Raw genomic sequence first — 14,580 nt, 5'->3', positions numbered from 1 at the left:
GGCTGGCCCGGCGGACACGTCACCGCGCCGCTCGACCTCGACCTGCCGCCGGGCGCCCGCGTCGCGATCGTCGGGGGCAGTGGGTCGGGGAAGACGACCACCCTGATGACCCTGGCCGGGCTACTCCCTCCGGCATCGGGGACGGTCCGGGTCGACGGACTCGACCTGCACCGCATCAGGTCCGACGCGCTCCGCCGGAACGTCGGATTCTTCGCCGAGGACGCGCACCTCTTCGACACGTCCGTGCTCGAGAATCTGCGGGTGGCGCGCGGCGACCTCGACGAAGCGGAGGCGCTCGCCGTCCTGGAGTCCGTCGGGCTCGGCGGCTGGGTGTCAAGGCTGTCGGAGGGCGTGCACACGACCCTCGCCGGTGGTGGCCGGGCGGTGTCCGGCGGACAGCGTCGCCGGCTGCTCCTCGCCCGGGCCCTGCTGTCGCCCGCGCGGGTGCTGTTGCTCGACGAACCGACCGAACACCTCGACGCCGACGCGGGCGCCGACCTGCTCCGGCGACTGCTCGCACGCGACGGCGGACTTGTGCCTGCGCAGCGTGCCGTCGTGGTGGTCACTCACCAGCTTCCGCAGGATACCAGTGCTGACCTGGTGGTACGGGTGGAGAAAGCTGAGAGCGAAAATGCGTTGCCGACTCCGTGAGTGCGGCGTACTTTCTTCAGTACACGAGGAAGGAGGTGGTCTGAAATTGAATGACAGACGGACGCGTGAGGTGGCTGCCAGCTAGCCGCTACCGCTGACGGAATTCACTGACCGCGCGAGCGGCGAGCGAATCCCAGGCAGCTACCCGGCCCCCGAGCCCCCGGTCTGGTCCAGATCGGGACCGGTGCACCAGCACCGAAAGGCTCGGGGGCCGCTTTGCGCTCCGCGCCCGTGAGTACTTGTTAACCGCCCGCGGTTAACAAGTACTCACGGCAGCGGGGGCACGGGTTCGACCCGGCCCAGCCTCCCCGCTCGAGGACCGCCCGAACCTCGGCCGCGACGTCGCACGAACGCCTCGTGACCTCCTCCCAGCCGTAGACCAAGGTCGCCTTGCCGGCCAGTTCCGCCGCGTTGCCGCGACGCCGGTCGCGCAGCGCCACGGACCGCGACGAGTGGTACCGCAACCCGTCCAGTCGCACGATGAGGGGTACGCCGGCGTCCGAATAGTCGACGTCCTCGTAGAGCGTCTGCCCGTCGACGAGTACCGGCGACTGCCGCCGTGCGGCCGGCAAGCCATGAGCGGTCTCGACGTCAACGGCGTATCGGTGCTCGAGGATCGACTGGACGCCGCCGGAGACGAACGTCAGCGCGTCGGTCAGCGCCTTGCGATATCTCCGCGGTGGACGCTGCTCGATCCGTCGCAGCAGCTCGTGCACCGGAATGTTGCTGCTGGTGGTCGCCGACACGATGACCCGCTGCGCCTCCACCGCGGACGGCTCCGCAACGGCGAGATCGACGACGGTGTCGGCCCGGGAGGTTCGGGGCGGAAGTGTCGGGACGAGGATGTGGGCGTGCGCCCGGGACCGGTGCACCACGACTCCGGGATGGAGGAGATCGCCTTCGCGTGGAACGGGACGGTCGCATCGGCTGCCGGACTTCCGGTACGTCGGCGCCTGCGGCTCCGCCGACAATCCGTAGGGCACGGTGACATGAATGGGTTCGGCAGGGTCGACGGGCATCAGCCCCCACTCCTCGGCCGCCGTCCGATGGCTGAGTATCGCCCGGGGACCGCCGAACAGCAGCGCTGCCCACAAGGTCATCGGCCGGTCGAGTGGACCGTTGGTGACGGCGTAGACGCCGTGCAGCACCGCCGACCATTGGCCGGACTCGACGAGGTGTTGGATCTGGCGGGTCGAGATACCCAATCCACGCAGTTGGCGGGCCGTCACGAGGCCGTGCTGGTAGTCGAGGACCCGTTGGAACTCGGGTTTGAAGTCGATCGTCGCTGTCGTCATGACAGGGACGGTGCGTAGGCAGACCGACAGGAAACGCGCGAAAAGACGCGAAATCACTTCGCCTGTGGATAACCCTCAGGTTGGGGATAACTCCAGCCGTGAGTACTTGTTAACCGCGGGCGGTTGATAAGTACTCACGGGCGCGAAGCGCACGCCTAACCGACGTAGCGGGACAGACGCGCCGAGAGGCGGGGGCGCAGTTCACCGTCGGCGATGATGCGTTCTTCGACGTAGGCGAGGTCGCCGCCCTCGACGATGCCGTACAGGCGCTTGGCGCCGCCGACGAGAACACCGGAGGTGCTGCGGATCACGACGTCGGTGGCGAGCTCCCACGACGACTGCGTGAGGGCCCGGCCGTAGAACAGTTCGACGATGCCGGAACTGTGGGCGAGGAGGAGTTCGACGACCTCTTCGTTGGTGCTGCCGGGGATGCCGTCGCCGCTGATCCGCCAGAAGCCGGTCTCGTTGAGGTCGGGGCGTACGTACGCGCCGTCGACGTCGAGAACCCAGGACTGGGATTCCCACTTGAGGTAGTTGCCACCGTTGTGGGAGACGATGATCTGCTGCCCGAAGTGGTAGTCGCCGGTGTCAGGGTCGTGGCCTTCCCCTTCGCCGCGCCACACACCCACGAGGGGCAGTACTGCGAGGAGCTCGCTGTTCAGATCCGGGCCGAGGCGCAGATTGGCAGTGTCCTCGGGCAGCGGAAGGTCCGGAAGCTGCGGGATGTTCCGCGATGCCGTCGACTTGGAACGCTCGATGGCGTCCGCGACTGCGGCGTCACCGCTACCACGACGCACGGTGGGGGTGTCCCCAGCGGGCGCGCTCGTAGTCGGGTGCTCGGAAGGCGGATCTGCGCCTGCGTCCGGGGATTGACTCACGACTCGTCGGTGACCAGGCGGTAGATCGTGTAGAGCGAGAACCACGTGATCAACACGGCGGCAAGGACAAGAAGTACCTCGAAGAAGATAACCACGGGGACATCCTAAACCGAACCCGTCGAACGGTCGAAACGGGAGGCGTCTTACGGTGACTGGCGCTACGGTTCTCGAAGGCGACCACCCGGTCTGGTTCCGGACATCGTTGTCCGGTCGTCTCGTCTCCCGCCCCCTCCGGAGGTCCCATGCTTCGATCGACCCCTGCCGTTACCGGTCTGGCGCGAGCCGCGGTCACGGCGACGGTGCTGCTGCTCGCCGCCTCCGTCTTCGGGGCTCCCGGTCTCGCAGTCGCGGCACCGGACACCGGCAGCGCCGGCTCCGGGAGTTCGGACGCGGACCGCGTCGACCCGAACAACTACGCCGCCGACTGCCCCGACGTGATGATCGTCGCCGTCTCCGGCGCCACCGACTCGACGGAGGACCGCAACCCTCTGGCAGACGAGAATCGTCAGCTGTGGTCGAACTGGGTCGGCAACGTGACCGTGCCGACCGGCGAGGCCAACAAGGACGATCCGGGGACGGTCGGATGGATGTACGTTCCGTACCCGTCCACGTACGGACTCGGGCTGCTACAACCTGTTCCGACATACCAGGATTCGATGGCGGCCGGTGTCGCGTCGACGAACAGGATCCTCGACGAGAACAAGGCGAAGTGCGGCGACGCCACCAAGTACGTCCTCCTCGGATACAGCGTCGGCGCCGAGGTGGTCGAACGGGTGGCACGCGAGCTCGGCCACCGCGACAGCAACGCTCTGGTTACCGCCGATGACATCGCCGGCGTCGCATTGATCGGCGACCCGTACCGTCCCGCGGGGACGCCCTCGATGGGCGAGCCGGGACCGCCCGGGGGCGGCTTCATGTCGTCCGGGCCGGCCGACTACGGCGCTCTCGACGGCAAGATCACCTACGCGTGCCGACCATACGACATCGCGTGCGACGCGCCGCAGGAGATCGCCGTCCTCGAACTGGCGCTCGGCGTGCTCGGCCAGATGCACTTCACCCTGCTGAATCCGGGCCAGACCGTCTCCGACTTCGCAAACGCGGTGTCCAGCATGGCGGCGCGGTCGATCGTGCACATCGTCACACACGAAGACTGGTTCGCCTCGGACGAATCCTTCCTCGACGTTCTCCGCAAGGTCGCCGACCAGACCTACGACCCCGACGGACCGGACCAGGACATGCAGGTGTCCCAGGAGCAGATGGTCGAGGCGCTGAACTGGGCGATGGGCCCCGGTTCGGACGTGGTGAAGGCGAAGCTGGCCGCGGAGGGTCCCGGGTTCGTCGAGGACAACAGGGACGTCTTCGCACTCGTGATCAAGCCGTACATCTTCCTCGGCTTCATCCAGCACCTGTTCTACTGGAACAACAACCCGAACGACCCGTGGTACTGGGAGAGCGAGAAGGTTGTCGACTGGATCACCGCGCTGGCGCAATCAGAGAAGGACCGCAAGGCCGCGGAGGTGCCGGCCGCTACCTCGGGCAACTAGTTCCGCACGACAGAAAGGCCCCGCTCCGGATCGGAGCGGGGCCTTCTGGTGTATTCGACTGGTGACTACTCGCCGACGGTGACGTCGACGTTGTGCACGCCGGCGCTGGTCGGGCTCACCGTGGAGGTGCCGTTGCCGGAGCTGGACAGTGCACGCACGGTCCAGTCGCCGGGGGCGGCGAAGAAGCGGAAGTCACCGGTGCCGGAGGCGACGACCTCGGCGGTGAACTCTCCGCCGCCGTCGAGGAGACGCACGAACGCTCCACCGATCGGCTGGCCGTCAGCGGCGAGAACGCGGCCGGTGATGACCGTTTCCTTCTCGACGTCGACGCCCGCGGGCAGGGTCTGGGTCTGTACAGGTGCTCCACACATGGCTCAGTGAACCTCCAACTCGATGGGTGCGCCGACGAGCGAGCCGTATTCGACCCAGCTGCCGTCGTAGTTCTTGACGTCGGACTTGCCGAGGATCTCCTTGAGCACGAACCAGGTGTGGCTGGAGCGCTCGCCGATACGGCAGTACGCGATGGTGGGCTTCGACTCGTCGTAGCCCTTCTCCGAGTACAGCTTCTCCAGGTCGTCGTCCGACTTGAAGGTGCCGTCCTCGTTTGCGGTGGTGCTCCACGGGATGTTGATCGCCGTGGGGACATGTCCACGCTGCTGCGCCTGCTCCTGCGGCAGGTGCGCGGGGGCGAGGATCTTGCCGGAGAACTCGTCGGGCGAACGCACGTCGACGAGGTTCTTGTTGCCGATGGCGTCGATGACCTCGTCGCGGAACGCGCGGATCGTCAGGTCGGGTGCGTCGGCCTTGTACTGCGTGGCCTCGCGGGTGACGGTCTCCTTGGAGAGGGGGCGTCCGTCGAGCTCCCACTTCTTGCGGCCGCCGTCGATCAGCTTGACGTCCTGGTGGCCGTACAGCTTGAAGTACCAGTACGCGTACGCCGCGAACCAGTTGTTGTTGCCGCCGTAGAGAACGATGGTGTCGTCGTTGGCGACGCCCTTGGCGGACAGGAGATCGGAGAACTGCTGCTGGTTCAGGAAGTCACGACGGACGCCGTCCTGCAGGTCCTTCCGCCAGTCGAGGCGGATGGCGCCTTCGATGTGGCCGCCGTCGTATGCGCTGGTGTCCTCATCCACCTCGACGAAAACGGTCTTGGGGGCGTTGAGGTTCTGCTCAGCCCAGTCGGCGGAGACTAGGACATCGGAGCGAGCCATGGTGTTCCTTTCGATGTGTACTTACTTGTGTCGGGTGGATCGTGCGGTGGTTCTCGGTGTGAAACGTTCAGGAGGCGGGGCGTAGCCGTGCGACGAGCGGATAGATCTGGCAGCCGAGGCAGAAGCCGAACGCGGCGTTGAGAAACGCCGCGAACAGGGCGAATGCCGTGGCCACGGCGCCGACGAGGCCGGAGCCGGCGAAGAAGCCGACGGTGCCGACGGCGGCGAAGACGAACCCGACGAGCTGCGCGAACCGGAGCGGAGCGACGGGTTCGCGCTCACTGACAGGGGCGAGACGCGGCGCCACGAGGGTGCCGAAGATCCGGCCGTACGGGCTGCGCCGCGGCCCGGTGGCTGCACCCGCCGCGAAGACGACCGCCTGCAGCGCCAGCAGAATTCCTGCTGCGACCAGCGAGAACGTCGACACGACGAGCACGGCGACGAGGACTGCGGTGGTGACCCAGGCGGCGAACCGGGGGCCACGAACGTCGACCTGCTCGAGCTCGAGTGTTGTGGACATGAGAAGTGCTCCTGCGGTGAGTCCTGATGCTTGCCTGGCGCCGAGTAACGACGAATGACGTCGTCATCGGGTTCGATCACGGGCGCGGAGTGCGCGGTGTCAGCAGAAAGCGACAGCCCTGGTGATCAGCAACAGGTACAGCAACAAGCCCCGAGGCGGCACAGGTCTACTGTGCGGCGACGGGTGAGCATGAGCTCGTGGCTGGATTGCACGACGACGAGTTTACCCGGTTCTTCAGGAATTTGAAGCCGGGGGCCGGGTGAGGGGTCCGAGCGCGGCCCGCAGGTCGGCTGCGGAGGGCACCCCGGACACCCGGAAGCGTTGCTGCAGGTCGGCATCCAGAATGAACGTCGTCGGCAGCGACAGAACGCCGAGTTCCTTGGCAAGACTGGGATACTCGTCGATGTCGACTTCCACCTCGACCGGCGGTTCCGGCTCGCCGCCGAGGTCCGCGACGACCTGTCCCACCACTCTGCGCACTGCCGCGCACGGTCCGCACCAGTCGGCGGAAAAATGGAGAACGGTGGCTGCCCGGGGGCGATCCGGCGATCCCGGCCCGACGCCCGCCTCCTCCAGGAGCCGGCGCCGTTCGTCGGTCACGACCGCGGACGCCTCGCCGGTACCCCGGACCGTCCCCTGGCGGCGCTGCCACACGAGCCCGAACGCGACAGCGGCGACGAGTGCGATCAGTAACAGTGTGATTCCGGTCATCGGCTCTGCAGTTCGTTCAGATCGATCGTGACGTTGTTGCCGACGCCCTCGATGACGATCTGCGAACCTTCCGCGTAGACCTCCGTCGGCTGGACGCCGAACGGCAGTTCCCGGGGGTCGATCGTCCGGGTGAAGAGACCGAGGATCGCGGGGGCGAGGGGCTCGGGGATGGTGAAGTCGGCGTGGCCCTCGGGCCCGAAGTAGAAGTCGCTGGCGACGATCTTCACCTGACCGCCGTCGAGGACGAGGTCGGCCTGCACGCTGACGGTCGTGTCGATGGGCCCGACGGGGACGGTGCCGGTGAGGACGACGCCGCCCGCGGTCGGCATCCCGGAGCCGCCGGAGCCGCCGGTGCCGTCGGACTTGCTGGCCGGTGGTGCCGAAACCTGCAGGTCAGGGATGTCGAGGAACCGTCCGAGGTCGGTGGCGTCGATGAGCATGCGACCGGACAGATGATCGACCGGCAGGGTCTGGACGGAGCCGTCGACGAGGTCGGACAGCGGAGCGGAGACACCCAGCAGGGTGGACTCGATCGTCACCTCACCGACCTCGTCACTCTGTACTCCCTGTGCGCGGATCTCGATGTTCTCGTATTTCCCGTCCCACGCCTGGGTGAGGAACGGAAAGCCGTGAATCGTGACTTCGGGATCCGCGGTGAGTGAGGCGCCGGCCCGCAGTTCCCTCGACACCCGGTACTCCGCGTACGCCGCCGAACCGAAGTCGACGACGAGACCGAGAGCCACGAGGAAGACGATTCCGATGATGAGTTTCCGCACGGCCCCATTGTGACGGACACCGTCGCGGGCGGTGTCGGTGCGACCTCGTCGCCGGTTGTCGGGGGTTCGGTGCAACGGACGCCGACGGCGGCGCGCTACTCTGTCACCGACAAAAGTGTCGATACCTTCAGTGTCGATCTACCTGGACCGGCGGATGAACGATCCGTCGGCCGGTCGGGTACGACGGCGACGAGATGGGAGGCTGTGTGGAGCTACTGCTTCTTACCTCCGACCCCAACCCCGAGGCAGTGCTGCCTGCCCTCGCCCTGCTGGCGCATTCGGTGCGGCCTGCCCCGACGGAGGTGTCCTCTCTCCTGGAAGCGAGCTCTGCCGACATCGCGCTGGTGGATGCGCGCACCGATCTCGCGGCGGCGCGCGGCCTCTGCAGGTTGCTGGGCAGCACTGGTTCGGCGGTTCCCGTGGTGGCAGTGCTCACCGAGGGCGGCCTGGTGGCGGTCAACTCCGACTGGGGCCTCGACGACATCCTGCTCCCGGGCACCGGCCCCGCCGAGGTGGACGCCCGCCTCCGACTGCTGGTCGGACGCACCGGAGGCGTCGCGAGCCCGGAGGCCTCGGGCAAGATCACGCTCGGCGAGCTCGTCATCGACGAGGGTACGTACACGGCTCGCCTGCGCGGCCGTCCGCTCGACCTCACCTACAAGGAGTTCGAACTCCTCAAGTACCTGGCGCAGCACGCGGGTCGCGTCTTCACCCGCGCGCAGTTGCTGCAGGAGGTGTGGGGATACGACTTCTTCGGTGGCACCCGCACGGTCGACGTCCACGTGCGTCGTCTGCGGGCGAAGCTGGGCAGCGAGTACGAATCCTTGATCGGTACAGTCCGCAACGTCGGCTACAAGGCCGTCCGTCCCACCCGCAGCAAGTCGGGAGCGCCCGTGGCGCCCGTCGACGACCTGGATGCCGACGACGCGGACTTCGAATCCGCCGACGGGCAGGCGTTCCCGTGAGTGCTTCCGTGCAGTCCTGGACAGATCGACTCGACGGCAAGCAGGCCGCGGACGTGTCGGCCCTGTTGGAGCGCGCGACGGCAGCGGACGGAACCGCGCCCGTGTCGGAGCAGGGCGTGCATGCCGTGTCCGGTGCCGGCGGCGTCGGTGTGCGGCACCTCGTGGAGACCGACGCCGATCGGATCGTCGGGTACGCGCAGTTGCACCCGGGCCACGGCGACCATCCGGCGATGGCCGAACTCGCGGTCGATCCCGAGGCGCGTGGCCGGGGAATCGGTGGCCGGCTGGTCACCGAGGTCCTGTCCGAGGGGGGTCCGGATGCACGGGTGTGGGCGCACGGCAACCTGCCTGCGGCGCAGGCGGTGGCGCGGCGGCTCGGCCTGACCGGTGCGCGCGAGCTGCTGCAACTCCGACGTCCACTTGCGGGCACGGACCTCCCGGAACTCGTTGTGCCGGAAGATGTTTCGCTCCGCGTCTACCGCGGCGTCGAGGACGATCCCGAGGTGCTGCGGGTCAACGCTGCCGCCTTCGCGTGGCATCCCGAGCAGGGGTCGTGGACCGAACGTGACGTGGCCGAACGTCGTGCGGAGGCCTGGTTCGACCCGGCCGGACTGTTCATGGCGTTCGCCGCGTCGGACGAGAACCGACTGCTCGGGTTCCACTGGACCAAAGTGCACCCGAAGCAGGGCGACGAGCCCGCCATCGGTGAGGTCTACGTGGTCGCGATCGGCCCCGACGCCCAGGGACGTGGCCTCGGCCGGTTGCTGACGCTCGCCGGGCTGCACTACCTGCGCGACCGTGGGCTCGGTGCGGTGCTGTTGTACGTCGAGGGAGACAACGCGTCGGCGCTGCACACCTACGACCGGCTCGGGTTCGAGCGGTTCCACACGGACGTCGCGTACGCGCGAGCCTGAGGCACTCCTCTACTGCGGCACCCGCCGTTCGTCTGGGAAATATGGGCAAATGCTCGGTCTGTTCACTTTCCGTTCACCGATCGTGGTCCAACTGGACATTAGCTACCCCTAGGTTTCTCCGTGGGCAGCGCCGTGTTGCCCGGTGCAGGATTCGAGAAATCCGCGCCTCATGTCGCCGCCCGATCGTGGGCGAGACGGTATTTCCGGAGGACTAGGTGAATCTCAAGCGCAGTGGCGCCCTGCTCGGTGCAGTGGCCCTGGGTGCCATGACCTTGGCCGCGTGTGGCAGCGACAACAACGCGGCGTCGAGCGGCGTCGACGCAGCAGCGTCGACCGCGACGTGCGAGGGCAAGGCGAACCTCTCCTCGGCCGGTTCCTCGGCCCAGAAGAACGCCATGGACCAGTTCGTCTCCACCTACATCTCCGTCTGCCAGGAAAAGGGCAAGACCGTCAACCTGGCGTACAACCCCAGCGGTTCCGGTGACGGACGTACCCAGTTCATCGCTGGCCAGATCGACTTCGCCGGTTCCGACTCGGCGATCAAGGCCGAGCAGGCCGAGCAGGCCAAGGCCCGCTGCGTCGGTGGCGAGGCGTGGAACCTTCCCCTCGTCTTCGGACCCGTCGCGGTCGCCTACAACCTCGACGGCGTCGACGACCTTGTGCTGAACGGCGAAGTGACCGCCAAGATCTTCAACGGCACCATCAAGAAGTGGAACGACCCGGCCATCGCCGCCCTCAACCCGGGCGCCACCCTGCCGGACCAGGACATCACCGCGATCATCCGCTCGGATTCCTCGGGAACCACCGACAACTTCCAGCAGTACCTCACGGCCGCCTCCAACGGTGCCTGGACCACCGGTGCCGGCTCCGACTTCACCGGCGGCATCGGTGAGGGCGCCAAGGGTTCGGCCGGCGTCGCGCAGGCAGTGGCCTCCGCCCCCGGCTCGATCACCTACGTCGAGAAGTCCTACGCCGACCAGAACAAGCTGTCGGCCGCGCAGATCGACACCGGCTCGGGCCCCGTCGCGCTGTCCGACGAGTCGGCAGCGAAGGCCATCGAGGGTGCGCAGTTCAAGGGTTCGGGCGTGGGCGACCTGACGCTCGACCTCGCCTCGATCTTCGGCACCAAGGAAGCCGGCGCCTACCCGCTGGTGCTCGCCACCTACGAGATCGTGTGCTCGAAGGGTTATGACGCCGACACCTCCGCCGCCGTCAAGTCGTTCCTGACCAGCGCCGCCAACGAGGGCCAGAGCAACCTGGCGGAGCAGGGTTACGTGCCGCTGCCCGACTCCATGAAGGAGAAGCTGAACGCGTCGGTCGCCGCAATCGGCTGATTCACACGGTAAGTCGTTCGGACCCGCCCATGACTCGATATTCTGAGAATGAAAGATTGCGAGCGCAGATGAGTGAAGCGCACACCGAATCAGCACCTCGCGCCTCCGGCTCCGCTTCCGGCGGGGCCGGGGTGGGCGGTCCGAACGGCACCCCGGAGGCCGAGTTGAGTACCACCAAGGCCGACACTCCGACCCCGACGGGTGTACCCCGTGGCAAGGCCGTCGCGAGGCCCGGCGACCGGATCTTCAAGACCCTCGCGACCACGTCGGCGATCTTCATCTCCATCCTCATCGCCGCGATCGGCATCTTCCTCATCTGGCGTGCGGTTCCCGCGCTGAGCAGGAACCAGGTCAACTTCCTCACCAGCCGCGAATGGGTGACGCAGAACATCAACGCGATGGCGTTCGGTGTGCTCGACCTCTTCCAGGTCACGGTTCTGGTGTCGCTGTTCGCGCTCGTGCTCGCGATGCCGGTTGCCCTGGGCATCGCGATCTTCCTCACCGAGTACTCGCCGAACTGGCTCAAGCGCCCACTGGCATACGTCATCGACCTGCTCGCCGCGGTGCCGTCCATCGTCTACGGCCTCTGGGGCCTGCTGGTGTTCGCACCGGCAATCCAGCCTATCGCCGTGTGGCTCAACGAAAAGCTCGGCTGGTTCCCGCTGTTCGCTACGGGCAGCGGTTCGATCACCGGCGGCGGCACCATCTTCACCGCGGGCATCGTCCTCGCCGTCATGATCCTTCCCGTCATCACCGCCGTGACACGCGAAGTGTTCGTCCAGACACCGACGACCCACATCGAGGCGGCCCTCGCGCTGGGCGCCACGCGGTGGGAGGTCGTGCGCACCACGATCATTCCGTTCGGCAAGTCCGGCTACATCAGCGGATCGATGCTCGGCCTGGGTCGCGCCCTCGGTGAGACCATGGCGCTGTACCTGATCCTGCGCACCACGTCGCAGCCCTTCGGCTGGTCGCTGTTCGACGGCGGCGCGACCATCGCGTCCAAGATCGCCCTCGGCTACGCGGAGTTCAACAACAACATTCAGGCCGGCGCCTACATCGCCGCAGGCCTGGTGCTCTTCGTGCTCACCTTCGTCGTGAACGCCGCAGCCCGCGCCGTGATCGCAGGAAAGAAGGACTGACCCATGACCGCGACCCTCGACAAGCCGGTCAAGGCCCCCACCTTCCAGGGGGTCGGCACCCGCCGACGCATCACCGACCTCACGGCCACCGTCCTGGTGACGCTGGCAGTGCTCGTCGCGCTGATCCCACTGGTGTGGGTCCTGGTCACCGCCGTCATCAAGGGACTTCCCGCCCTGACGTCGGCCACCTGGTTCACCCACTCACTCAGCGGACTCACGTCCTCGGCCGAGGGCGGCGGTATCTATCACGCGCTGATCGGCACGATCCTGCAGGGCCTCGTCTGCGCGGTGCTGTCCATTCCGCTCGGACTGTTCGTCGCGATCTATCTCGTCGAGTACGCCGACCGGAAGTCGCGGCTGGCGAAGCTGACCACCTTCATGGTCGACATCCTCAGCGGTGTCCCGTCGATCGTGGCCGCCCTGTTCATCTACGCCCTCTGGATCGCGACGTTCGGCTTCCCCAAGTCTGGATTCGCCGTGGCGCTCGCCCTCGTGCTGCTGATGGTGCCCGTCGTGGTCCGCAGCACGGAGGAGATGCTCCGCATCGTTCCGCAGGACCTGCGTGAGGCGTCGTACGCGCTGGGTGTTCCCAAGTGGAAGACGATCGCCAAGATCGTGCTGCCCACCGCGCTTCCGGGCATCATCACCGGCGTCATGCTGGCCCTGGCGCGGGTGATGGGCGAGACCGCACCGCTGCTGATCCTCGTGGGTTATGCACCCTTCATCAACTTCAACCTGTTCGGTGGCGAGATGGGCACGCTGCCCGGCGTCATGGTCGCCGAGATGAACAACCCGACCGATGCCGGCACCAACCGCATCTGGGGTGCGGCGCTGACGCTGATCCTCCTCATCGCCATCCTCAACGTCGCGGCCAAGGTCATCGGGCACTTCTCACAGGTCCGCAGCAAGTGATTCATCCACTCGATCTCGAACACCAATCAGTAGGGAGCCGGTAATGGCCAAGCGTCTGGATCTCAAGGACGTCAACATCTACTACGGCAAATTCCACGCCGTCGCCGATGTCGGGCTGTCCGTCCCCCCGCGGAACGTGACTGCCTTCATCGGTCCGTCCGGTTGCGGCAAGTCGACCGTGCTGCGCTCGCTGAACCGCATGCACGAGGTGACTCCCGGTGCGAGCGTGGAGGGTTCGATCCTGCTCGACGGTGAGGACATCTACGGTTCGGGCATCGACCCGGTCGGCGTTCGCAAGACGATCGGCATGGTGTTCCAGCGGCCCAACCCGTTCCCGACGATGTCGATCAAGGACAACGTGGTGGCCGGACTCAAGCTGCAGGGCGAGCGCAGCAAGAAGCGTCTCGACGAGGTGGCGGAGCGGTCCCTGCGCGGCGCCAACCTGTGGAACGAGGTCAAGGACCGTCTCGACAAGCCGGGCGGCGGACTCTCCGGCGGTCAGCAGCAGCGTCTGTGCATCGCGCGGGCCATCGCCGTCTCGCCCGACGTCCTGCTGATGGACGAGCCCTGCTCGGCGCTCGACCCGATCTCGACCCTCGCGATCGAGGACCTCATCACGGAGCTGAAGAAGGACTTCACCATCGTGATCGTCACCCACAACATGCAGCAGGCGGCGCGTGTGAGTGACCAGACCGCGTTCTTCAACCTCGAGGCCACCGGAAAGCCGGGACGTCTCGTCGAGATCGACGACACGGAGAAGATCTTCTCCAACCCGACGCAGAAGGCCACCGAGGACTACATCTCGGGCCGCTTCGGATAGAGCAACGCACACGACAACGCCCCGGCCGGATCTTCGGTCGGGGCGTTGTCGTGTCTGCGGACTGTGAACCTCGGCTGAACGAACGGGACGCCCGTACGGTCAGTCCGTACGAGCGTCCCGTTCGCGCGAAAAGGGTTGTGGGAGTCTACTGCTCCGGGTACGAGGTGAGGCTGTCAGCGTCGGCCACGGCGTGGTCGGTGTCGTCGGGCAGCTTGCCGGTGACGAGGAAGATCACACGACGGCCCACCTCGACGGCGTGGTCGGCGAAACGCTCGTAGAACCGGCCGAGCAGGGTGACGTCGACCGCGGCGGCCACACCGTGCTTCCACTCGCGGTCCATCAGGACGGTGAACAGGTGCCGGTGGAGGTCGTCCATCGCCTCGTCCTCCTCGCGGAGGCGGGCGGCCCGCTCGGGGTCGCGGGTCTCGAGAACCTCGCGGGCAGCGGCGCCGATGGAGACCGCGATGCGTCCCATCTCGGCGAAGTACCCGTTGACCTCTTCGGGGAGCACGTGGTTGGGATGTCGGCGGCGCGCGATCTTGGCGACGTGGAGAGCCAGCGCCCCCATGCGGTCGATGTCGGCGACGATCTGGATTCCGCTGACGACGGAGCGGAGGTCGCCGGCGACCGGTGCCTGTAGGGCGAGGAGGGCGAAGGCCCGCTCCTCGCAGATGGTGCTGAGCTCGGTGATCTTGTCGTGCTCGCCGATCACCTGCTCGGCAAGGGAGAGGTCGGCCTGGAGCAGCGACTGGGTGGCGCGCTCCATGGCGACCCCCGCAAGCCCCGCCATCTCGCCGAGCAGGTCGGCAAGCTCGGTCATCTGTTCGTTGTAAGCCACGCGCATGAGGTCACAGCCTACGGTGCACGGGAAACCAAGTCACGATCACACGGTGAACGCGGGGTGAAC

General features: G+C 67.0%; 16 protein-coding genes. 8 read left to right on the top strand and 8 right to left on the bottom strand.

Going from position 1 to position 14,580, the window contains the following annotated elements; translation table 11 throughout:
- The coding region (locus RJ1_RS20050) for an ATP-binding cassette domain-containing protein (RefSeq protein WP_143169557.1) at nt 1-651 on the top strand (651 nt) is incomplete at its 5' end.
- A gap of 242 nt (nt 652-893) precedes the next feature.
- Here RJ1_RS20050 and RJ1_RS20045 read toward each other — a convergent pair.
- Together RJ1_RS20045 and RJ1_RS20040 are read right to left on the bottom strand one after the other, a co-directional pair.
- The gene (locus RJ1_RS20045; protein ID WP_143048896.1) at nt 894-1,946 is read right to left on the bottom strand and encodes a type IV toxin-antitoxin system AbiEi family antitoxin domain-containing protein; all 1,053 of its coding nucleotides are present in this window, start codon (nt 1,944-1,946) and stop codon (nt 894-896) included.
- A 155-nt stretch (nt 1,947-2,101) separates the two neighbouring features.
- Entirely contained in the window at nt 2,102-2,824 is a 723-nt protein-coding gene (locus tag RJ1_RS20040) for a heme-binding beta-barrel domain-containing protein (RefSeq protein WP_073363082.1), read from the bottom strand.
- A gap of 242 nt (nt 2,825-3,066) precedes the next feature.
- Here RJ1_RS20040 and RJ1_RS20035 point away from each other — a divergent pair, with 242 nt between their 5' ends.
- Complete coding sequence (locus RJ1_RS20035; RefSeq protein WP_073363079.1) at nt 3,067-4,368, top strand: cutinase family protein; 1,302 nt, start codon at nt 3,067-3,069, stop codon at nt 4,366-4,368.
- A 65-nt stretch (nt 4,369-4,433) separates the two neighbouring features.
- On the opposite strand, the gene RJ1_RS20030 is transcribed toward RJ1_RS20035, so the two are convergent.
- The 5 genes from RJ1_RS20030 to RJ1_RS20010 all read right to left on the bottom strand — a co-directional run bounded on the left by RJ1_RS20030 (nt 4,434) and on the right by RJ1_RS20010 (nt 7,586).
- Complete coding sequence (locus tag RJ1_RS20030) at nt 4,434-4,739, bottom strand: DUF1416 domain-containing protein (RefSeq protein ID WP_073363076.1); 306 nt, start codon at nt 4,737-4,739, stop codon at nt 4,434-4,436.
- Nucleotides 4,740-4,742: 3 nt separating this feature from the next.
- On the bottom strand, nt 4,743-5,579 hold the full coding sequence (locus RJ1_RS20025; protein ID WP_073363074.1) for a sulfurtransferase: 837 nt from the start codon (nt 5,577-5,579) through the stop codon (nt 4,743-4,745).
- Between the two features lie 67 nt (nt 5,580-5,646).
- Complete coding sequence (locus RJ1_RS20020; protein ID WP_073363071.1) at nt 5,647-6,099, bottom strand: DUF4395 domain-containing protein; 453 nt, start codon at nt 6,097-6,099, stop codon at nt 5,647-5,649.
- Between the two features lie 234 nt (nt 6,100-6,333).
- A complete protein-coding gene (locus RJ1_RS20015) occupies nt 6,334-6,810 on the bottom strand; it encodes a thioredoxin family protein (protein ID WP_073363068.1) in 477 nt (158 codons plus the stop codon).
- Nucleotides 6,807-7,586: an LmeA family phospholipid-binding protein gene (locus tag RJ1_RS20010; protein WP_073363065.1), complete on the bottom strand. Its 780-nt coding sequence runs from the start codon at nt 7,584-7,586 to the stop codon at nt 6,807-6,809. Before RJ1_RS20010 ends, RJ1_RS20015 begins: the two co-directional genes overlap by 4 nt.
- A gap of 206 nt (nt 7,587-7,792) precedes the next feature.
- Here RJ1_RS20010 and RJ1_RS20005 point away from each other — a divergent pair, with 206 nt between their 5' ends.
- The 6 genes from RJ1_RS20005 to pstB all read left to right on the top strand — a co-directional run bounded on the left by RJ1_RS20005 (nt 7,793) and on the right by pstB (nt 13,673).
- Nucleotides 7,793-8,551, top strand: a complete 759-nt coding sequence (locus RJ1_RS20005) for a winged helix-turn-helix transcriptional regulator (protein ID WP_073363063.1) — start codon at nt 7,793-7,795, stop codon at nt 8,549-8,551.
- Complete coding sequence (mshD, locus tag RJ1_RS20000; protein WP_073363060.1) at nt 8,548-9,465, top strand: mycothiol synthase; 918 nt, start codon at nt 8,548-8,550, stop codon at nt 9,463-9,465. Before RJ1_RS20005 ends, mshD begins: the two co-directional genes overlap by 4 nt.
- Before the next feature lie 215 nt (nt 9,466-9,680).
- A complete protein-coding gene (pstS, locus tag RJ1_RS19995) occupies nt 9,681-10,799 on the top strand; it encodes a phosphate ABC transporter substrate-binding protein PstS (protein WP_073363058.1) in 1,119 nt (372 codons plus the stop codon).
- 68 nt (nt 10,800-10,867) lie between these two features.
- Nucleotides 10,868-11,941 (top strand): phosphate ABC transporter permease subunit PstC, encoded by a 1,074-nt coding sequence (gene pstC, locus RJ1_RS19990; protein WP_073363055.1) that lies wholly within the window; start codon nt 10,868-10,870, stop codon nt 11,939-11,941.
- 3 nt (nt 11,942-11,944) lie between these two features.
- On the top strand, nt 11,945-12,853 hold the full coding sequence (gene pstA / locus RJ1_RS19985) for a phosphate ABC transporter permease PstA (protein ID WP_073363053.1): 909 nt from the start codon (nt 11,945-11,947) through the stop codon (nt 12,851-12,853).
- Nucleotides 12,854-12,896: 43 nt separating this feature from the next.
- Nucleotides 12,897-13,673: a phosphate ABC transporter ATP-binding protein PstB gene (gene pstB / locus RJ1_RS19980; RefSeq protein ID WP_073363050.1), complete on the top strand. Its 777-nt coding sequence runs from the start codon at nt 12,897-12,899 to the stop codon at nt 13,671-13,673.
- A gap of 145 nt (nt 13,674-13,818) precedes the next feature.
- Here the strand turns inward: pstB and phoU are convergent, their stop codons facing one another.
- A complete protein-coding gene (gene phoU / locus RJ1_RS19975; protein WP_073363047.1) occupies nt 13,819-14,517 on the bottom strand; it encodes a phosphate signaling complex protein PhoU in 699 nt (232 codons plus the stop codon).
- Nucleotides 14,518-14,580: the final 63 nt, after the last annotated feature.

Source organism: Rhodococcus jostii NBRC 16295 (genome assembly GCF_001894825.1).
In the GTDB taxonomy this organism is placed as follows: domain Bacteria; phylum Actinomycetota; class Actinomycetes; order Mycobacteriales; family Mycobacteriaceae; genus Rhodococcus_F; species Rhodococcus_F jostii.
Note: the sequence above shows the minus strand (reverse complement) of the source record. Positions and strands in the feature narration are given on the sequence as shown.